The 19,075-nt window shown below is 61.5% G+C and carries 22 protein-coding genes; 9 read left to right on the top strand and 13 right to left on the bottom strand.

The genetic code is table 11. The annotated features are described in order from the left end of the window. Positions 1 to 27: 27 nt before the first annotated feature. Genes rsmD through BT204_RS01140 form a run of 3 tightly spaced genes read right to left on the bottom strand, consistent with a single transcriptional unit; the run spans position 28 to position 3,483 of the window. Positions 28 to 645, bottom strand: a complete 618-nt coding sequence (rsmD, locus tag BT204_RS01150; protein ID WP_034128953.1) for a 16S rRNA (guanine(966)-N(2))-methyltransferase RsmD — start codon at positions 643 to 645, stop codon at positions 28 to 30. Further along, on the bottom strand, positions 645 to 2,135 hold the full coding sequence (locus BT204_RS01145) for a M16 family metallopeptidase (protein ID WP_057976460.1): 1,491 nt from the start codon (positions 2,133 to 2,135) through the stop codon (positions 645 to 647). Before BT204_RS01145 ends, rsmD begins: the two co-directional genes overlap by 1 nt. After that, a complete protein-coding gene (locus BT204_RS01140; protein ID WP_003195117.1) occupies positions 2,128 to 3,483 on the bottom strand; it encodes a M16 family metallopeptidase in 1,356 nt (451 codons plus the stop codon). The genes BT204_RS01145 and BT204_RS01140 overlap by 8 nt, the downstream gene beginning before the upstream one ends. A 232-nt stretch (positions 3,484 to 3,715) precedes the next feature. Here BT204_RS01140 and ftsY point away from each other — a divergent pair, with 232 nt between their 5' ends. From ftsY to rpoH, 4 genes are all read left to right on the top strand, one after another. Beyond that, entirely contained in the window at positions 3,716 to 5,116 is a 1,401-nt protein-coding gene (gene ftsY / locus BT204_RS01135; RefSeq protein WP_054897585.1) for a signal recognition particle-docking protein FtsY, read from the top strand. Further along, positions 5,113 to 5,784, top strand: coding sequence for a cell division ATP-binding protein FtsE (ftsE, locus tag BT204_RS01130; protein ID WP_003195112.1), 672 nt, complete (start codon positions 5,113 to 5,115; stop codon positions 5,782 to 5,784). Before ftsY ends, ftsE begins: the two co-directional genes overlap by 4 nt. After that, on the top strand, positions 5,781 to 6,803 hold the full coding sequence (gene ftsX, locus BT204_RS01125; protein ID WP_054897584.1) for a permease-like cell division protein FtsX: 1,023 nt from the start codon (positions 5,781 to 5,783) through the stop codon (positions 6,801 to 6,803). The genes ftsE and ftsX overlap by 4 nt, the downstream gene beginning before the upstream one ends. Before the next feature lie 130 nt (positions 6,804 to 6,933). After that, entirely contained in the window at positions 6,934 to 7,788 is an 855-nt protein-coding gene (rpoH, locus tag BT204_RS01120; RefSeq protein ID WP_003176698.1) for an RNA polymerase sigma factor RpoH, read from the top strand. A gap of 188 nt (positions 7,789 to 7,976) precedes the next feature. Here the strand turns inward: rpoH and mtgA are convergent, their stop codons facing one another. Further along, positions 7,977 to 8,699: a monofunctional biosynthetic peptidoglycan transglycosylase gene (gene mtgA, locus BT204_RS01115; protein ID WP_072445594.1), complete on the bottom strand. Its 723-nt coding sequence runs from the start codon at positions 8,697 to 8,699 to the stop codon at positions 7,977 to 7,979. Between the two features lie 74 nt (positions 8,700 to 8,773). On the opposite strand from mtgA, the gene BT204_RS01110 reads away from it, so the two are divergent. From BT204_RS01110 to trmB, 4 genes are all read left to right on the top strand, one after another. Continuing rightward, a complete protein-coding gene (locus BT204_RS01110; protein ID WP_054897582.1) occupies positions 8,774 to 9,148 on the top strand; it encodes a DUF423 domain-containing protein in 375 nt (124 codons plus the stop codon). 79 nt (positions 9,149 to 9,227) lie between these two features. Then, positions 9,228 to 9,428: a sulfur carrier protein ThiS gene (thiS, locus tag BT204_RS01105; protein WP_020301926.1), complete on the top strand. Its 201-nt coding sequence runs from the start codon at positions 9,228 to 9,230 to the stop codon at positions 9,426 to 9,428. A 54-nt stretch (positions 9,429 to 9,482) separates the two neighbouring features. After that, positions 9,483 to 10,277: a thiazole synthase gene (locus BT204_RS01100; protein WP_054897581.1), complete on the top strand. Its 795-nt coding sequence runs from the start codon at positions 9,483 to 9,485 to the stop codon at positions 10,275 to 10,277. A 9-nt stretch (positions 10,278 to 10,286) separates the two neighbouring features. Continuing rightward, entirely contained in the window at positions 10,287 to 11,012 is a 726-nt protein-coding gene (trmB, locus tag BT204_RS01095) for a tRNA (guanosine(46)-N7)-methyltransferase TrmB (RefSeq protein WP_003195101.1), read from the top strand. Between the two features lie 138 nt (positions 11,013 to 11,150). Here trmB and BT204_RS01090 read toward each other — a convergent pair whose 3' ends face one another. The 9 genes from BT204_RS01090 to BT204_RS01050 form a co-directional block, all read right to left on the bottom strand. Then, positions 11,151 to 11,474, bottom strand: coding sequence for a DUF3392 domain-containing protein (locus BT204_RS01090; protein WP_003195099.1), 324 nt, complete (start codon positions 11,472 to 11,474; stop codon positions 11,151 to 11,153). A 19-nt stretch (positions 11,475 to 11,493) separates the two neighbouring features. Continuing rightward, the gene (gene hemW / locus BT204_RS01085; RefSeq protein ID WP_034128947.1) at positions 11,494 to 12,696 is read right to left on the bottom strand and encodes a radical SAM family heme chaperone HemW; all 1,203 of its coding nucleotides are present in this window, start codon (positions 12,694 to 12,696) and stop codon (positions 11,494 to 11,496) included. Further along, positions 12,693 to 13,289 (bottom strand): RdgB/HAM1 family non-canonical purine NTP pyrophosphatase, encoded by a 597-nt coding sequence (gene rdgB, locus BT204_RS01080; RefSeq protein ID WP_072445592.1) that lies wholly within the window; start codon positions 13,287 to 13,289, stop codon positions 12,693 to 12,695. The genes hemW and rdgB overlap by 4 nt, the downstream gene beginning before the upstream one ends. After that, a complete protein-coding gene (locus tag BT204_RS01075; RefSeq protein ID WP_005792275.1) occupies positions 13,286 to 13,720 on the bottom strand; it encodes a DUF4426 domain-containing protein in 435 nt (144 codons plus the stop codon). The genes rdgB and BT204_RS01075 overlap by 4 nt, the downstream gene beginning before the upstream one ends. Before the next feature lie 21 nt (positions 13,721 to 13,741). Next, positions 13,742 to 14,362, bottom strand: coding sequence for a methionine biosynthesis protein MetW (gene metW / locus BT204_RS01070; RefSeq protein WP_072445591.1), 621 nt, complete (start codon positions 14,360 to 14,362; stop codon positions 13,742 to 13,744). After that, the gene (locus BT204_RS01065) at positions 14,359 to 15,510 is read right to left on the bottom strand and encodes a homoserine O-succinyltransferase MetX (protein WP_034128945.1); all 1,152 of its coding nucleotides are present in this window, start codon (positions 15,508 to 15,510) and stop codon (positions 14,359 to 14,361) included. The genes metW and BT204_RS01065 overlap by 4 nt, the downstream gene beginning before the upstream one ends. Positions 15,511 to 15,726: 216 nt before the next feature. Further along, a complete protein-coding gene (locus BT204_RS01060) occupies positions 15,727 to 16,314 on the bottom strand; it encodes a YggT family protein (RefSeq protein ID WP_003195087.1) in 588 nt (195 codons plus the stop codon). 25 nt (positions 16,315 to 16,339) lie between these two features. Beyond that, entirely contained in the window at positions 16,340 to 17,158 is an 819-nt protein-coding gene (gene proC, locus BT204_RS01055; RefSeq protein ID WP_072445590.1) for a pyrroline-5-carboxylate reductase, read from the bottom strand. A gap of 34 nt (positions 17,159 to 17,192) precedes the next feature. After that, positions 17,193 to 17,879, bottom strand: a complete 687-nt coding sequence (locus BT204_RS01050) for a YggS family pyridoxal phosphate-dependent enzyme (RefSeq protein WP_054916915.1) — start codon at positions 17,877 to 17,879, stop codon at positions 17,193 to 17,195. Between the two features lie 57 nt (positions 17,880 to 17,936). On the opposite strand from BT204_RS01050, the gene BT204_RS01045 reads away from it, so the two are divergent. Beyond that, entirely contained in the window at positions 17,937 to 18,971 is a 1,035-nt protein-coding gene (locus BT204_RS01045) for a type IV pilus twitching motility protein PilT (RefSeq protein ID WP_060763953.1), read from the top strand. The last annotated feature ends 104 nt before the right edge of the window (positions 18,972 to 19,075 follow it).

The following is a 19,075-nucleotide window of genomic DNA, read 5'->3' as shown; positions in this document are numbered from 1 at the left end:
CAGCGGGAGCAATCTCTAGCCACACGATCAGGCGGCGTTTTCGACCAAACGATGCCACAACGCGTAATACACCCGCCCGGACTTCTGCTCCCGGTGCAGGCGCCAGCCACTTGGCAGGCCGAGCGTGGACGGCGCGGTCTCGCTCTCAGTGTAGATCCAGGCATCCGGTGCCAGCCACTGGCGTTCTTCCAGCAGTGTGCAGACGGTCGGCAGCAGGTTCTGGTTGAACGGTGGATCGAGGAACACTACGTCGTATTCAGTGGCCGCCTGGGTTTCCAGGTAGCGCAGCGCGTCGGCCGTCTGCACCTGGCCGGTGGTGCAACGCAGTGTGCCCAGGTGCTCCTTGAGGCTGGACACCGCCACATTGCTGGCGTCCAGCGCCTGGCCCTGGGCCGCGCCACGGGACAGCGCCTCCAGGAACAGCGCGCCGCTGCCGGCGAACGGGTCCAGCACTTTGGCCCCGCCTATGTACGGCGCGAGCCAGTTGAACAGGGTTTCACGCACGCGATCGGGCGTCGGGCGCAGGCCCACGACGTCGGGGAAGCTCAGCTTGCGGCTGCCCCATTCACCGCCAATGATGCGCAGTTGGCCCACACCGTTATGCACGTTGTGGACAGGTTTTTTCGGGCGAGATGAACTGGCCATTAATGCTCCGGAACCCCGAGCGGCTGCTCGGCAGGTTTATCAGTGGGGGGCGGTAGTGGCTTTTGCGCAATCGTCGGGCCGGCGGTCACGATGACCATCTTGTCGGCGCTCAAGTGTTTGTTCATTGCAGCCTTGACCTGATCGACGGTCAGGGCCTGGGATTGTTTCATGAAATCTTCCAGATAGCTCAGCGGCAGGTTGTAGAAACCCATGGCGCCCAACTGCCCGACGATATCGGCGTTGCTGGCGGTGGACAGCGGGAAGCTGCCGGCCAGTTCGCGCTTGGCGTCGTCCAGTTCTTTTTGTGTTGGGCCGTTCTTGAGGTAATCAGCCAGTACATCCTCAACCAGGCGCAGGGTGCCGCCGCTCATTTCGGCGCGGGTCTGCAGGTTGATCATGAACGGGCCGCGCACCTGCATCGGTGAGAAACCGGAGTACACGCCGTAGGTCAGGCCGCGTTTTTCACGCACCTCGCTCATCAAACGGGTACCGAAGCCGCCGCCGCCAAGGATCTGGTTGCCCAGGGACAAGGCTGCGTAGTCCGGGTCGGCGCGGTCGATGCCCAATTGCGCAAACAGCAGGTGGGTTTGCTTGGACGGAAACTCGATACGGCTCAGGCCGGCTTTTGGCTCGGTCGGTTGAGCGATCTTGACCATGGCCGGGCCTTTGGGCAGCGATGCCGACACTTTGGCCGTCATGGCCTCGGCTTCTGCACGGGTCAGGTCGCCGACGACCGCAATCACCGCATTACCCGCCGCATAGGCTTTGGCATGGAACGCCTGCAGCTGTGCCAGGGTAATTTTCGGCACGCTTTCTGGGGTGCCTTCGCTCGGATGCGCGTAAGGATGGTCGCCGTACAGACGCTTGAACAGCTCGATGCTCGCCAGTTTGCCGGGGTTCTGTTTCTGGTACTCGAAACCGGCCAGGATCTGGTTCTTGATCCGCGCCAGGGAATCCGCCGGGAACGTCGGCTGGCCAATCACCTGGTCGAACAGGGCCAGGGCGGCGGTGCGCTTATCGTTGTCGCTCAGGCTGCGCAGGGTCACCAGCGCCATGTCGCGATAGGCGCCGTTGCCGAAATCGGCCCCCAGGCCTTCGAACCCACTGGCGATCTGGCTGACATCCTTACCCGGCACGCCTTCGTTGAGCATGGCGTTGGTCATCAGCGCCAGGCCTGGCACGTCGCCATCCTGGCTGCTGCCGGCGGCAAACAGCAGGCGCATGTCGAACATCGGCAATTCGTGGGCTTCGACGAACAGCACCTTGGCGCCTTCGGCGGTGGTCCAGGTTTGTACGTCGAGCTTGCGGTTGGTCGGTGCCTTGCCATCCAGTTCCGCCAGGGACTGCAGGGTGCTGGCCGTTTGAGCCTTGTCCAGGGCCTGGCTGGCGACCGACTCGCTGGGGCGCAAGAAGTAAACGGCGCTGGCCGCCATCAGGGTGACGGCGATCAGGCCGGGCAGGATCAGGCGGCTGTTTTTGCGATCACTCATGAGCGGTCTCCTCAGGCAAAACATGGGCGACGCTCAGACGTTCGCGGGTGAAGTAGGTGCGCGCGGCTTTCTGGATATCTTCCGGCGTCACGCTTTGCAGGTCGGCCAATTCGGTGTCCATGAGCTTCCAGGACAGGCCGACCGTTTCCAGGGAGCCGATGGCCGTGGCCTGGCTGGTGATGGAATCACGCTGGTACACCAGGCCCGCAATGACCTGGGCACGGATGCGCTCCAGTTCTTCAGCGGTCGGCGGCTTGGCCTTCAACTCATCGAGCAGGCGCCACAGGCCGGCTTCGGCTTGGGCGACGGTTTTCTTCTTCTGCTGGTTCGGCGTGGCCGAGAGGGTAAACAGGCTGTCGCCACGGGTGTAGGCGTCGTAGTTGGTGGAAGCCGCGGACACAAGTTCCTCACCGCGCTCCAGTTGCTCGGAGATCCGTGCACTGTAGCCGCCGTCCAGCAGCGCCGAGATCAGGCGCAGGGCCTGCACCGAGCGTTTGTCTTCGGCGGTGGCCAGGCCAGGTACGTTGAAGCCCAGGAACACGCTTGGCAATTGGGTCTGCACGTGCAGGGTCAGCAGGCGCTCGCCGGGCTCGGCCAGTTCCATCGGGATTTTTGCCGGCGGCACGTCACGCTTGGGGATCGGGCCGAAGTAACGTTGGGCGAGGTTTTTCACCTCGTCCGGGGTCACGTCGCCGACCACCACCAGGGTGGCGTTGTTCGGCACGTACCAGGATTGGTACCAGTGGCGCAGTTCCTCGACCTTCATGCGGTCCAGGTCGGCCATCCAACCGATGGTCGGCGTGTGGTAGCCGCTGGCGGGGAAGGCCATGGCCTTGAAGCGCTCGAACGCTTTGGACATGGGGTTATCGTCGGTGCGCAGGCGGCGTTCTTCCTTGATTACTTCGATTTCACGGCTGAATTCGTCGGCCGGCAGGCGCAGGCTGGCCATGCGGTCGGCTTCCAGCTCAAAGGCCACACCCAGGCGATCACGGGCCAATACCTGGTAATACGCGGTGTAGTCGTCGCTGGTGAAGGCGTTTTCTTCGGCGCCCAGGTCGCGCAGGATCAGCGAGGCTTCGCCGGGGCCAACCTTGGCGCTGCCCTTGAACATCATGTGTTCCAGGGCGTGGGACAAACCGGTCTGGCCCGGGGTTTCGTAGCTTGAGCCAACCTTGTACCAGACCTGGGAAACCACCACCGGCGCGCGATGATCTTCGCGCACGACCACCTTGAGGCCGTTATCGAGGGTGAATTCATGGGTGGGTTGTGGATCGGCAGCCAAAGCTGAGAGAGGCAGACAAACTGTGCTGAACAGCAGGCCTGCGGCGCGGCGGGCTAGAGCATTCATTCGTTTTTAAACCTGTTGGGCTGCCCGCTTGGTCTTAGCGTCGGCGGGCGAGGAGGTGCTAGGATACTGATCCGACCTAGGGACGGCCACTGTGGCTGTCTTGTTGAGGCCCTATTTAGGCCTTACAAAATGTTGCGCATGAACGAGCTGGCTAAAAAACAGTCTGTTACGCATCGAATTTTATTTACCGAAGCGCCCCTTGGCGCGTCGCTACCTTGAGATAGCCGTCTCCATGTTTGGTTCCAACGACGACAAGAAGACCCCAGCTGCGGCTGGCGAGAAGAAAGGCCTGTTCGGATGGCTGCGCAAAAAGCCGCAGGAAACCGTCGTCGAACAGCCACAGGTTCACGCTGAACCCACCCCTGAACCCGTAATAGAAGCCGAACCGGTTGCCGAGACGCCAGTTCCGGTGGTGTTGCCGATGGCTGAGCCGGTGTTGCAGCCGGTCGTCGAGGCCGAGCCGGAACTTGAGCCTGCGCCTGAGCACAAGCCTTGGTTGGAACTGCCGGTGGCCGAAGAGCCTGTGGCGTTGGTGGAGGATGTTCAGGCCGAGCACGTCGTGCCGCCGATTCCTGCAGTGGTTGAGCCGGCGCCGGTAGAGGTTGTGGCTGAAGTTCCGCCCGTCGTTGAAGTGCCGGCACCGGTTGTTGCCGCACCTGCCGTCGTCGAGCCAGAGCCTGTCGTCGCCACCACCGAAACCAGCAAAACCGGGTTTTTTGCCCGTCTCAAGCAGGGCCTGAGCAAGACCAGCGCCAGTATTGGCGAAGGCATGGCCAGCCTGTTCCTGGGCAAGAAAGTCATTGATGACGAGCTGCTGGAAGACATCGAGACCCGCCTGCTCACCGCCGACGTGGGCGTCGAAGCCACCGCCGTGATCATCCAGAGCCTGACGCAGAAGGTCGCGCGCAAGCAGTTGACCGACGCCGACGCCCTGTACAAATCCCTGCAGGCTGAGCTGGCCGCCATGCTCAAGCCGGTTGAAGCGCCGCTGGTGATCACGCCGAAAAAGCCGTTCGTCATCCTCGTTGTAGGTGTAAACGGCGCTGGCAAGACCACCACCATCGGCAAACTGGCCAAGAAGCTGCAGGGGGAGGGCAAGAAAGTCATGCTCGCCGCCGGTGACACCTTCCGTGCCGCAGCCGTCGAGCAGTTGCAGGTGTGGGGCGAGCGCAACAAGATCCCGGTGATTGCCCAGCACACCGGTGCCGACTCTGCGTCGGTGATTTTCGATGCTGTGCAAGCCGCCAAGGCGCGCAACATCGATGTGCTGATCGCCGATACAGCCGGCCGCCTGCACACCAAAGACAATTTGATGGAAGAACTGAAGAAAGTGCGCCGCGTGATCGGCAAGCTTGACGCCGATGCACCCCACGAAGTCTTGCTGGTGCTCGACGCTGGTACCGGCCAGAACGCCATCAGCCAGGCCAAGCAATTCAACCAGACGGTGCAACTGACCGGCCTGGCATTGACTAAGCTCGACGGCACGGCCAAGGGCGGTGTGATTTTCGCCCTGGCCAAACAGTTCGGGTTACCGATTCGCTATATCGGCGTCGGTGAAGGCATCGACGACCTGCGCACCTTTGAAGCCGAACCCTTTGTACAGGCACTGTTTGCCGAGCGGGAGCGTTCATGATTCGATTCGAACAGGTCGGTAAACGCTATGCCAACGGGCATGTGGGCTTGCATGAGCTGAGCTTTCGAGTGCGTCGCGGCGAATTCTTGTTTGTCACCGGCCATTCGGGCGCGGGCAAAAGTACGCTGTTGCGCCTGTTGCTGGCCATGGAACGCCCGACCACCGGCAAGTTGCTGCTGGCGGGCCAGGACCTGGCTACCATCAGCAATGCGCAAATTCCATTCTTGCGCCGCCAGATCGGCGTAGTGTTCCAGAACCATCAGTTGCTGTTCGACCGTACGGTGTTCAACAACGTGGCCCTGCCGTTGCAGATACTGGGGCTGTCCAAGGCCGAGATCGTCAAGCGCGTGGACTCGGCCCTGGAGCGTGTAGCCTTGTCGGACAAGACCGACCTCTTCCCCGGCGACCTGTCCACCGGCCAGCAACAGCGTGTCGGTATCGCCCGCGCCATCGTCCATCGCCCGGCTTTGCTGCTGGCGGACGAACCCACCGGTAACCTCGACCCGCGCCTGGCGGCCGAGATCATGGGGGTGTTCGAAGATATCAACCGCCTGGGCACCAGCGTATTGATTGCCAGCCACGACCTGGCCCTGATTGCCCGTATGCGTCATCGCATGCTGACCCTGCAGCGCGGCCGCCTGATCGGCGATGGGGAGGCGGGCGTATGAGTGCTACACGCAGCCCTAAAGTATCCGAACGCGTGGCGCCGAAACCGGCCGACCCGCAACCGAAAAAGAAAAAACACGACGACGACGACGGCCCGGACTTCGGTACCCTGGTGCACGCCTGGATTGAAAGCCATCGCGCTAGCCTGCTGGACAGCCTGCGGCGCCTGGGCAAACAGCCGATCGGTAGTTTTTTCACTTGCCTGGTGATGGCGGTGGCCTTGAGCCTGCCGATGGGCTTGTCGCTGTTGCTTAATAATGTGGAGCGCCTGGGCGGTTCCTGGCAGCGGGCGGCGCAGATTTCGCTGTACCTGAACCTGGACACCAGCAGCAAGGAAGGCGAAGCGCTGCGTGACGACATCAAGAACATCCCGGGGGTAGCCGAGGCCGAGTACATCAGCCGCGACCAAGCCCTCGAAGAGTTCCAGCAGCAATCGGGCCTGGGCGAGGCGCTCAAGGAGCTGCCGCAGAACCCGCTGCCGGGCGTGGTGTTGGTAACGCCGAACGAGGTCGACAAGCCGGCGCTGGAAGCCCTGCGACAAAAACTCGCAGAGATGCCGAAGGTGCAACAGGCGCAACTTGATCTAGTCTGGGTAGAGCGCCTGGCCGCAATCCTCAAGCTGGGTGACCGCTTTGTGTTCGGCCTGACGGTGTTATTAGTGTCTGCATTACTTTTGGTGATAGGTAATACCATTCGTCTTCATATTGAAAACCGTCGCACCGAGATAGAAGTGATTAAACTGGTGGGCGGCACAGACAGCTATGTGCGTCGGCCTTTCCTGTACATGGGCGCGCTGTATGGCCTGGGTGCGGGGATCTTGTCCTGGGGCGTACTGGCGTTTGGCCTGGATTGGTTGAACGACGCGGTTGTCGGCCTGGCAGGGCTCTACGGCAGTGATTTCGCTCTGGCCGGTGTGCCGGTAGCCGATGGTCTGAGTCTCTTGCTTGGCGCGGTGTTGTTGGGGTATATCGGTGCGTGGATTGCGGTGGCACGGCATTTACGCGAGCTGGCGCCGAAGTAGTTAATGCCAGATTAATGTGGTTTCGTTTGTATTGACCGTATCAGCGGTTTAGGGAACTTGTCCTACGGTTCCCAGGTCAATTTTCGCAGTGCTGAACTGCACGAGTTATGTGAGTCGGAGGTTTTTTCGTATGACCACTTCTTTGCAACCTGCTTATGCCTTGGTCCCGGGTGCGAACCTGGAGGCTTATGTGCACACGGTCAACAGCATTCCATTGCTGACGCCCGAGCAGGAGCGTGAACTGGCCGAGAGTCTCTACTATGAGCAGGATTTGGGGGCGGCTCGGCAGATGGTGCTCGCCCACCTGCGTTTTGTCGTACATATCGCCCGTAGCTATAGCGGCTACGGTCTGGCCCAGGCCGACCTGATTCAGGAAGGCAACGTAGGCCTGATGAAGGCTGTAAAGCGCTTCAACCCTGAAATGGGCGTGCGCCTGGTGTCGTTTGCCGTGCACTGGATCAAGGCGGAAATCCACGAGTTCATCCTGCGCAACTGGCGCATCGTGAAAGTGGCCACCACCAAGGCCCAGCGCAAGCTGTTCTTCAACCTGCGCAGCCAGAAAAAACGCCTGGCGTGGCTGAACAACGAAGAAGTCCACCGCGTGGCCGAAAGCCTCGGTGTGGAGCCGCGTGAAGTGCGCGAGATGGAAAGCCGCCTGACCGGCCATGACATGGCCTTCGACCCAGCCGCCGAAGCGGATGACGACAGCGCCTTCCAATCGCCGGCCAACTACCTGGAAGACCACCGGTACGACCCGGCGCGTCAACTGGAAGACGCCGACTGGAGCGACAACTCCAACCACAACCTGCACGAAGCGCTGGAAGTGCTGGACGACCGCAGTCGTGACATCCTCTACCAGCGTTGGCTGGCAGAAGAAAAGGCCACGCTGCACGACCTGGCGCAGAAGTACAACGTGTCGGCCGAGCGGATTCGTCAGCTTGAGAAAAGCGCGATGAACAAGCTGAAGTTGTCGATCGCCGCTTAAAATGCAGCGAACAAAAAATGCCCCGGTCGAAAGACCGGGGCATTTTTGTTTGTGTTCGAAAAGTCTCAAGCCCAACTCGGTTTAATGTGGGAGCTGGCTTGCCTGCGATGAGGCCGTGTCAGCTGAAGCATGGGTTACTGACCCACCGCTATCGCAGGCAAGCCAGCTCCCACAGGTCCCATATTGTGTCAGTCGGACCACGGTGCCTTTCGAGAGTTGTTCAGCTCCACCAGGTAACCATCCCCGCCCAATTGGCTCATCTGCTGGCGAATCCACGCCGCCCGCCGTGCCACATAGGCCGTCGGATGGCTGGCACTCCACACCCGTGGATTGGGCAACACCGCCGCCAGGTAACTGGCCTGCTGCCGCGAAAGCCCCTTGGCGCTCACGCCAAAATGGTGCCGCGCCGCTGCCTCTGCGCCAAACACACCTTCATCCCATTCCACGCTGTTGAGGTACACCTCGAGAATCCGCTGCTTGGGCCACAACACCTCGATCAAGCCGGTAAACCACGCCTCCAGGCCTTTGCGCAAATAGCTGCGGCCGGCCCACAGGAACAGGTTTTTCGACACCTGTTGGCTCAGGGTGCTGGCACCGCGAATCGAGCCGCCACGCTCGTTGTGCAGGATCGCCGCCTGGATCGCGCCGAAATCAAAACCCCAATGTTTCGGGAAACGCTGGTCTTCACCGGCCATCACCGCCACTTTGAGGTCGTCGGAGATTTCATCCCACGGCACCCAGCTGCGTTGCAGGTCGATAGGCTCACCGTCGACCCAGGACTCGACCTTGCGCTCCACCATCAGCGCAGTGAACGGTGGCGGCACCACACGAAACAGCAGCACCAGCAACACACTGCCGATGGCAAACCATTTCACGACGTTGAGAAAGCGTTTGAAGAGGACACGCAGCATAGAGATGGCTTGGCCGAACCCGTTGAGCGGGCCATTATACAGACCCTGCCCGATGAGTCTGACTGGAGTTCCCCATGCTGCGTAGCTTTCTGATGCTGGCTGCCTTTTTCGGCTTTACCGGTGTCGCCCTGGGCGCGTTCGCCGCTCACGGCCTGAAAAACCGCCTGAGCACCGACTACCTGGCGATCTTTCATACTGGTGTGACCTACCAGTTGGTGCATGCCCTGGCACTGTTCGGCGTGGCCTTGCTGGCGGCGCATATTCCGGGTCGGCTGGTCACTTGGGCGGGTATTTCGTTTACCGTCGGTATCCTGCTGTTCTCGGGCAGCCTGTATGTGCTGACGATGACCGGCATCAGTAAACTGGGGATCATCACGCCGTTTGGCGGGCTGGCGTTCCTGCTCGGCTGGTTCTTCCTGGGCCTGGCGGCGTGGCGTTTGCAGCTTTGACCGCTTGACGCTTGGAGCTGACCTTCAGGTTCCAATCGCGCTAGAATGCGGGCCCCTAAAAACGATGGCGGCCCGTGGCATGCGCATTCAGTTGAACGGCGAACCCTTTGAACTGCCCGACGGCGAAACCGTTGCGGCCCTGCTGACCCGTCTGGACCTGACCGGGCGTCGCGTCGCAGTGGAGCTCAACCTGGATATCGTCCCGCGTAGCCAGCACGCCGAGACTGCGCTCACCGAAGGTGACCAGATCGAAGTGGTCCACGCCATCGGCGGCGGCTAGCCCGCCACGGCCGCAACGCATTCTGCAGAACCTCATCCAACCAGAGGATTTCCCATGAGCATCGTTCGTAGCGACAAGCCTTTCGTCCTGGCCGGTCGTACCTACCAGTCCCGTCTGCTGGTCGGCACCGGCAAGTACCGCGACATGGAAGAAACCCGCCTGGCCATCGAAGCCTCGGGTGCCGAGATCGTCACCTTCGCCGTGCGCCGCACCAACCTCGGCCAGATCGAGGGCGAGCCGAACCTGCTCGAAGTGCTGTCGCCGGAGCGCTACACCTTCCTGCCAAACACCGCGGGCTGCTACGACGCCATCGAAGCCGTGCGCACCTGCCGCCTGGCCCGTGAGCTGCTCGACGGCCACAACCTGGTGAAGCTGGAAGTGCTGGCCGACCAGAAAACCCTGTTCCCCAATGTGATCGAAACCCTCAAGGCCGCCGAAACCCTGGTCAAGGAAGGTTTCGACGTGATGGTCTACACCAGCGATGACCCGATCATCGCGCGCCAACTGGCAGAAATCGGCTGCATCGCGGTGATGCCGCTGGCCGGTCTGATCGGTTCCGGCCTGGGGATCTGCAATCCGTATAACCTGCAGATCATCCTCGAAGAAGCCAGGATTCCAGTACTGGTGGATGCGGGCGTGGGCACAGCCTCCGACGCGACCATCGCCATGGAGCTGGGCTGCGACGCCGTATTGATGAACTCGGCCATTGCCCATGCCCAGCAACCAATCATGATGGCCCAAGCCATGAACCACGCCATCGTCGCGGGCCGCCTGGCCTACCTCGCCGGGCGCATGCCGAAAAAACTCTATGCCAGCGCCTCTTCGCCGCTGGATGGTCTGATCAAGTAAGAGCTATTGATGACTGAATCAAACGAAACGCCGAACACCGTGGAAGAAGGCGACGAGTCCAAGCACCGCCGCATCAAGAGTTTTGTGATGCGCGCCGGCCGCATGACCGAAGGCCAACAAAAGGGCCTGGAACAGGGCACGCCGCTGTTCGTCTTGCCCCTGGCCGACGCGCCGGTGGACTATGACCAAGTGTTCGGCCGTTCAGCCCCACGCTCCCTGGAAATCGGTTTCGGCATGGGTCATTCCCTGCTGGAAATGGCCGCAGCCGCGCCGGAGCAGGATTTCATCGGTGTGGAAGTGCACCGCCCAGGCGTCGGCGCATTGCTCAACGGTGTGTTGACCCAAGGCCTGAAAAACCTGCGGGTCTACGACTGCGATGCGATTGAAGTGCTCAACCGCTGCATCGCCGACAACAGCCTCGACCGCCTGATGCTGTTCTTCCCCGACCCATGGCACAAGGCCCGTCACCACAAGCGCCGCATCGTCCAGGCGTCCTTCGCGGAACTGGTGCGCAGCAAGCTGAAAGTGGGCGGCATCCTGCACATGGCCACCGACTGGGAACCGTACGCGGAATACATGCTGGAAGTGATGAACGTCGCCCCCGGCTACCGCAACCTGGCCGAAGACGGCAAATGCGTGCCACGCCCGGCCGAGCGGCCGATCACCAAGTTCGAACGCCGTGGCGAGCGATTGGGGCATGGGGTGTGGGATTTGAAATTCGAGAAGCTGGCTTAAACAGTCATCAGCTTGAAACGCAATCAAATGTGGGAACTGGCTTGCCTGCGATAGCATCACCTCGGTATCACTGATACACCGAGGTGTCTGTATCGCAGGCAAGCCCGCTCCCACATTTGTTTTGTAGTGCCTGCTGAGTCAGCGGCGGTCTGCTACCACGCCAATCAACACCAGCACCACGATCAACACCGGCGCCAGGCTGTAGTTATTGAACTGGCTCAACCCTCGCACAATCCACGGCGTGGCGTAGATCAACGCCGCACCGCTGCCGATCAGGCACAGCAGGGCCATCAAGGGTACGCGCAAGGCGCCGGCGATGCTGCCCAGGCGCGCTTCGACCCAGCCCTTGATGTCGGCGCCGAACAGCACCAGCAAACAGCCCACAAGGGCCAACGAGATTTCCGACAGGTTGCTACGGCTCCAGCGGGATACGGTGGCGAGCAGGTCGAGTACCAGATCCATTCGATTTCCTTAAGAGCTATCAGCTCAAAAACTTCTGCAACAGGTCATTGAGAAAGAGTTGCCCGCGGTCGGTGGCCGCCAGGCGTGACGGTTCGACCTGCATTAATCCACTTTGTTCTGCGTCGCGGCGGCCTTCATCGAGGCTCGCCAGATCGAGGCCGGTGCGCTCGGCGTAGAGCTTGGCATCAACCCCTTCGGTGAGGCGCAGCGCGTTCATCAGAAACTCGAACGGCAGTTCATCGGCGGTCAGTTCTTTCGCGCCGGCCTGGAAGCTTTTGGCCGGGTTGAGGTAGTCCTTTGGTGCACGGGTTTTCCAGGTGCGGATAATGCGCCCGTCCGGGTGGCTGAGCTTGCCGTGGGCCCCGGCGCCGATGCCGATAAAGTCGCCAAAACTCCAGTAATTGAGGTTATGCCGCGCCGGCCGCCCCGGTTGGGCGTAGGCCGAGACTTCATATTGTGCGTAACCGTGTTCGGCGAGCAGTGCCTGGCCGGCTTCCTGGATATCCCACAGCGTGTCGTCTTCCGGCAGCGCGGGCGGCTGGTTCCAGAACACGGTGTTGGGTTCCAGGGTCAGTTGGTACCAGGACAGGTGCGTCGGCTTGAGTGCAATGGCCTGGCGCAGGTCGCCCAAGGCGTCCTCCAGGGACTGGTTGGGCAGGCCGTGCATCAAGTCCAGGTTGAAGTTGTCGAACCCGGCCTGGCGCGCCATACCGGCTGCGCGCACGGCTTCATCGCCATTGTGGATGCGGCCCAGGGCTTCAAGCTTCTCTTGCTGGAAGCTCTGGATGCCGATGGACAGGCGATTGATCCCCAGTTTGCGGTACGCCACGAACTTCTCTTGTTCGAACGTCCCTGGGTTGGCTTCCAGGGTGATCTCGATATCGTCAGCAAACGGGATACGCGCTTGAACGCCCTTGAGCAGGCGGCCCAGTGCAGCCGCGCTGAACAGGCTGGGCGTGCCGCCGCCAAAGAAGATCGAACTCAGCTTGCGGCCATATACGGCGTGCAGGTCTTGGTCCAGGTCGGCCAGCAGGGCATCCACATACTCTTCTTCCGGCAGCACTTTGCTCGCGGTGTGGGAGTTGAAGTCGCAATACGGGCATTTGCGCACACACCACGGGATATGGATGTACAGCGCCAGGGGCGGCAGATGGGGCAGGGCCGCCCGTGGTGTTTGCGCGCCACCGTGGATCAGCGGCTGCGCAGAGGTGTTCTGGGTCATTTCAAACCCAGGCGCTGGCGCAGCAACGCCATGGCGCGGGCGCGGTGGCTGATCTGATTCTTGTCGGCCGGGCTCAGTTCAGCGCTGGAGACATTGCGCTCCGGCACCCAGAACAGCGGGTCATAGCCAAAGCCATGTTCACCGCTGGCCGCGTGCAGGATGCGCCCGTGCCACAAGCCTTCACACAGGATCGGCAGCGGGTCGTCGGCATGCCGCACCAGGGCCAACACGCAGACGAACTGCGCACCACGCTCGGCCTCCGGCACGTCCTTGAGGGCGTCGAGCAGCTTGGCGTTGTTGGCTGCGTCGCCCCGGCCTTCGGCGTAACGTGCCGAGTAGATTCCAGGGGCGCCGCCGAGGAAATCCACGGCCAGGCCCGAATCATCCGCCAGGGCCGGCAGGCCGGAGATGCGTGCCGCGTTGCGCGCCTTGAGGATGGCGTTTTCAACGAACGACAGGCCGGTTTCTTCCGGTTCGACCTGGCTGAACTCGCCAATCGAACGCAGTTGCACGGACTCACCGAGCATGGCCTGCAGTTCTTTGAGTTTGCCGGCGTTATGGCTGGCCAGTACGAGTTGAGTAAGGTTCATCATTCGGCCGGGAACAGTTCTTGGTTGAATTGGAAACCATGGGCCTTGCCACCGGTTTCAACGTTAATGGTAAACGTCTTGTATTCACGCTGGGTCACCGAGTAGGGCGCCAGATAGCTGATGCCGCCTTTCTCTTCGATTTGCTTGAAGGTCAGGATCTCGCTCTTGCCGCCCAGGTCCTTGATGGTGCCCGTCACTTGGGCCGCGACCGGGGCCACGCCCTTGATCACGGTCACATTGATCAGGCCCTTCTCTTTGCTGCGCACCACGCCAACATTCTGTGCGGTCTCCGGTGGCAAGAAGCTGGAGGTGAAGGTGTTGTAATGAACGGTGATATCGCCAAAGTCTTTTTTGCGATTAGCGTCGATAGTGTCGGCGGCCATGGCGCTGGCGCCCAGGCATGCGGTCAATAGAAAAATAGCCAAACGACTCATGAACGTCCCTCTTGAAGATGATTAGACGGCAACTTTGTGGTCGGTCAGACCAGGACTGCTGACCCGGTAGATACCAATTTCGCCCAACAGGTTGGGCCATAGCTTACTCGCCCAGCCGTGGCGGTGCTGTTGATCGACGGCAAGGCGGTTGATCACCTTGGCTTCACGTTCGCCACACAGGGCTTCGAAGTCTTCGAAGGTGCAAAAGTGGATGTTCGGCGTGTTGTACCAAGTGTACGGCAGGAAGTCGGAGACCGGCATGCGCCCGTTGGTGGCCAGGTACCAGCGGCAGCGCCAGTGGCCAAAGTTGGGGAAGGTGATGATGCATTGGCGGCCCACGCGCAGCATTTCGTCAAGGATGCGGTCCGGGTAGTGCACCGCTTGGAGGGCTTGGGTCATCACCACGATATCGAAGCTGTTGCTGGCAAAGTTGCCCAAGCCCTTGTCCAGGTCCTGCTCGATCACGTTGATGCCCTTGGCCACGCATTGGGCGATGTTGTCCGGGTCGTTTTCCAGGCCGTAGCCGGTGACTTGCTTGTGGTCGCGCAGCCAGCTCAGCAGTTCGCCGTCGCCGCAGCCCAGGTCGAGCACGCGGCTGCCGGCGGGGATCCAGTCTTGGATGATTTCCAGGTCGGCTCTCATGGCGTTCTCACAAGCGAAATACGGTTCATGTAGTTACTGAACGCCTGCAGGTAGCGTGGGATCGGAATCAGGAAGGCGTCGTGGCCTTGCGGTGCATCGATCTCCAGGTAGCAGACGTCTTTCTTGGCGGCCATCAGGGCATCCACCAGCTCACGGGAGCGCGCTGGCGAAAAGCGCCAGTCGGTGGTGAACGACATCACGCAGAACTTGGCCGTGGCGTGCTCGAAGGTTTTCGCCAGGTCGTCATCGTGATTGGCGGCCGGGTCGAAGTAGTCCAGGGCCTTGGTCATCAACAGGTAGGTATTGGCGTCGAAACGCCCCGAGAACTCCTCGCCCTGGTAACGCAGGTAGCTTTCCACCTGGAATTCGACGCTGTGGAAGTCGTAGTTGAGCTTCTCGCTCTTGAGGCCCCGGCCGAATTTCTCGCCCATGGAGTCGTCGGACAGGTAGGTAATGTGGCCGACCATCCGCGCCAGCATCAAGCCGCGCTTGGGGATCACGCCTGCTTCCTGGAACGAACCGCCGTGGAACTCGGGATCGGTGAGGATTGCCTGGCGCGCCACTTCGTTGAAGGCGATGTTCTGCGCTGACAACTTGGGCGCCGAGGCGATAGCCAGGCAATGGCGCACACGGTCCGGGTAAGTGATGGTCCATTGCAGGGCCTGCATGCCGCCCAGGCTGCCGCCAATCACGGCGGCCCACTGGCTGATGCCCAACAGGTCGGCGAGGCGTGCCTGGCTGTGCACCCAGTCCTCTACCGTCAGCACCGGGAAGTCGGCGCCGAACGGCTTGCCGGTTTCCGGGTTGAGGCTGCTGGGGCCGGTGGAGCCGTTGCAGCCGCCGAGGTTGTTCAGGCTGACCACAAAGAACTTGTTGGTGTCGATGGGCTTGCCGGGGCCGATGCAACTGTCCCACCAGCCGGGCTTGCGGTCGTCAACGCTATGGAAGCCGGCGGCGTGATGATGGCCGGATAAGGCATGGCAGATCAGCACGGCGTTGCTCGCCGTGGCGTTCAGTTGGCCATAGGTTTCGTAGATCAGGTCGTAGGCCGGCAACGAACGGCCGCAGGCCAGGGCCAGCGGTTCGCTGAAGTGCGCCACTTGTGGCACGACCAGTCCAACAGAATCGGGGGGGAAGGCAGCTGGCATCGACCCTGCTCTCGTTTAAATGAGGCGTAAGTCTAAAGAGCGGGGACCCTAGCGGCAAGCAATGGTCGGGGGTTAGCGTGATCGTTCCCACGCTCCGCGTTTGATCGTTCCCATGCTCCGCGTGGGAATGCCTCTTGGGACGCTCTGCGTCCCGTCCTTGTGACGCGGAGCATCACGGGCTGCATTCCCACGCAGAGCGTGGGAACGATCTATTGGTCAGATCAGGCCAAACAACTCTTTTGGCATGTAGGCAAAGTACGCCAGGCGTGGAATCACCCAGCTCTGCAGCAGCTGAATCACGATAAACGCAAAGATCGGCGAGATATCCAGGCCACCCAGGTTCGGGATCAGGCGACGGAAGGGTGCCAGCACCGGTTCGGTGATCTGAGCCACCAATTCGGCGCCCGGGCTACGGCTGCCTGGCGCGACCCACGAAAGAATCACGCTGATGATCATCGACCAGAAAATGATCTTCAGGAACAGCGAGAAAATACCGATCAGGCCCCATGGCAACAGCAGCACGGTGAAGGCCTGGTAGCCATTGAGCATCAGGATCACCACGAACAGCAAAATCTGCAGCAACAGCGCCAGCACCAGCGACGACATGTCCAGGCCGAACAGGCTCGGGATCACCCGGCGCAGCGGCTTGAGCAGCGGTTGGGTGGCCTTCACCACGAATTGGCACAGCGGGTTGTAGAAGTTCGCACGCACCAGTTGCAGGATAAAGCGCATCAGCACGATCAGCAGGTACAGGCTGCCCAGGGTCTGGATGATGAAAATGGCAGCGTCATTGATTCCGAGCATGTTTGATTACCTTGGTAAGGGACGACTATTTGCCCAGTTGCTCAGCCATCTCGGCTGAACGATGTGCGGCGGCACCCAGTGCTGTTTCCACCAGGGCTTCAAAACCCCCGGCCTGGAACGACTCGATAGCCGCTTGTGTGGTACCACCTGGCGAGGTGACGCGACGGCGCAGTTCGGCGGCATCCACCTCGCTGCCGACCGCCATTTTCGCGGCGCCCAGGGCGGTTTGTTCCGCCAGTTGCTCGGCCACGTCGTGGGGCAGGCCCAGCTTGACGCCGGCGGCCGTCATGGCCTCGATCAACAGGAAGAAATAGGCCGGGCCGCTGCCGGAGACGGCGGTGACCGCGTCCAGTTGCTGTTCCTGCTCGAGCCACACGACGATGCCCACCGCAGACAGCAGTTCCTGGGCCTGGTCACGTTGCTGCGCGGTGACTTCGCCAGTGGCATACAAACCGCTGACGCCCTGGCGCAGCAGCGCCGGGGTGTTGGGCATGCAGCGCACGATGGGCTGGGCGCCGAGCCAGTTGGTCATGCTGGCGCAGGTGATGCCAGCGGCAATCGACACCACCAGTTGGTGAGGTTGCAGGCTCGGGCGCAGGCTCTCGCACACGGCCTTCATGGCCTGGGGCTTGACCGCCAGCACGATCACATCGACGCCGTGGATGGCCTCGGCGTTATCGGCGAAGGTCTGGATACCGTGTTCGGCGCTGACGCGCTCGCGGGTCTCGGCGCCCGGGTCGCTGGCGTGGATCTGCGCGGCGTCCAGGCCCTTGGCCCGCAGGCCACCGATCAGGCTGGCCGCCATGTTACCGGCGCCGATAAAGGCAATACGCGTGTTGCTCATGACAGGTCCTTATTTTCGAGGGATGTCAGCCATTTCACGGCTGGCCGTAGTCGCGGGCGCCAAACAGGGCGGTACCGATCCGCACCCAGGTGGCGCCTTGGGCAATGGCCGACTCAAGGTCATGGCTCATGCCCATGGAAAGTGTGTCCAGCGGCAGGTTCAAGCTGGCTTGCAGGTCGCGCACTGTGGCAAACGCCGCATCCTGCTCCGCCCGGTCTTCAGTCGGCTCGGGAATTGCCATCAAACCCCGCAGCTTCAAGCGCGGCAGGGCGCTGATCGCCGTGGCCAGGGCCGGCAGGTCGGCGGGTGTGCAGCCGGACTTGCTGGCTTCGCCACTGACATTGACCTGAATGCAGATATTGAGCGGCGGCAGGTCGGTCGGGCGTTGTTCGGACAGGCGTTGTGCGATTTTCAGGCGGTCCACGGAATGCACCCAAGCGAAGTTCTCGGCGATGGCGCGAGTCTTGTTCGATTGAATGGGGCCGATGAAGTGCCAACTCAAGGGCAGGTCGGTCAAATCCGCCTGTTTGCCCAAGGCTTCCTGCAGGTAGTTTTCCCCAAAGTCGTGCAGCCCGGCGGCATAGGCGTCGCGTACCGCCTGCGCGGGTTTGGTCTTGCTCACGGCCAGCAGGTGGATGCTGCTTGCGTCACGTTGCACGGCGGCGGCTGCGGCGCGGATGCGCTGGATAACCAGGCCGATGTTGTCTGCTATCGTCGACATTCAAGATGCGCCCGTGGATATGGAGTCCGCGGCATTCTACTGGAAATGGAAAGCCCTATGGATATCACGCAATTGCTGACGGCCAGCGTAAGCCGAGGCGCCTCAGACCTGCATCTGTCAGCCGGCCTGGCACCGATGCTGCGCATTGATGGCGAGGTTTGGCCGCTGGATGGGCCAGCGCTGAACGCTACCCAAGTGGTCGACTTATTGAGCCCTTTGCTGAATAAACATCAACAAAAGGATTTCGAAACATCTCTTGAAACGGATTTTGCCTTCGAATTGCCAGGCGTCGCCCGGTTCCGGGCGAACGTGTTCCGCCAGGATCGCGGCGTGGGTGCGGTGTTCCGGGCTATTGCGACTGAGGTCCAAAGCCTGGAGGACCTGGGACTGGGCGAGGTGTTCCAGCGTATCGCCCGCCTTCCTCGCGGCCTGGTGCTGGTGACCGGGCCCACCGGCTCGGGCAAGTCCACGACCCTGGCGGCGATGATCGACGACCTCAACCGGCATCGACGCCAGCATATCCTTACGCTGGAAGACCCCATCGAGTTTATCCACCGGCCGAAACTGGCGCTGGTCAACCAGCGCCAGGTGCATCGCGACACCCACAGTTTCTCGGTGGCCCTGCGTTCAGCCCTGCGAGAAGACCCGGATGTGATCCTGGTGGGTGAATTGCGCGATCTGGAAACCATCCGCCTTGCGCTGACGGCGGCAGAGACCGGGCACCTGGTGTTCGGCACCCTGCACACCTCGTCGGCGGCAAAGACAGTGGACCGGCTGGTAGATGTCTTCCCTGCCGGGGAGAAGGCCATGGTCCGCTCGATGCTGTCGGAGTCGTTGCAAGCGGTGGTGTCTCAGGTGCTGGTGAAGAAGGTGGGCGGTGGGCGCGTGGCCGCTCATGAAATCATGCTGGGCACCCCGGCGATTCGTAACTTGATTCGCGAAGACAAGGTGGCGCAGATGGTTTCGGCTATTCAGACCGGTGGTGCGTTGGGGATGAAGACCCTGGATATGAGTTTGAAGGCGTTGGTGGGCGTAGGAGTGATTAGCCGGGAAGAAGCGCGGGAGAAGGCGAGGGTGCCGGCAGATATCTAAAGCGCACAGATACACAATGTGGGAGCTGGCTTGCCTGCGATAGCGGACTGTCAGGCACTCTCTCTGCCAACTGACACACCGTCATCGCAGGCAAGCCAGCTCCC

Origin of the sequence: Pseudomonas sp. NFPP02, from assembly GCF_900119355.1 — a bacterium.
Lineage (GTDB): Bacteria > Pseudomonadota > Gammaproteobacteria > Pseudomonadales > Pseudomonadaceae > Aquipseudomonas > Aquipseudomonas paracarnis.
Note: the sequence above shows the minus strand (reverse complement) of the source record. Positions and strands in the feature narration are given on the sequence as shown.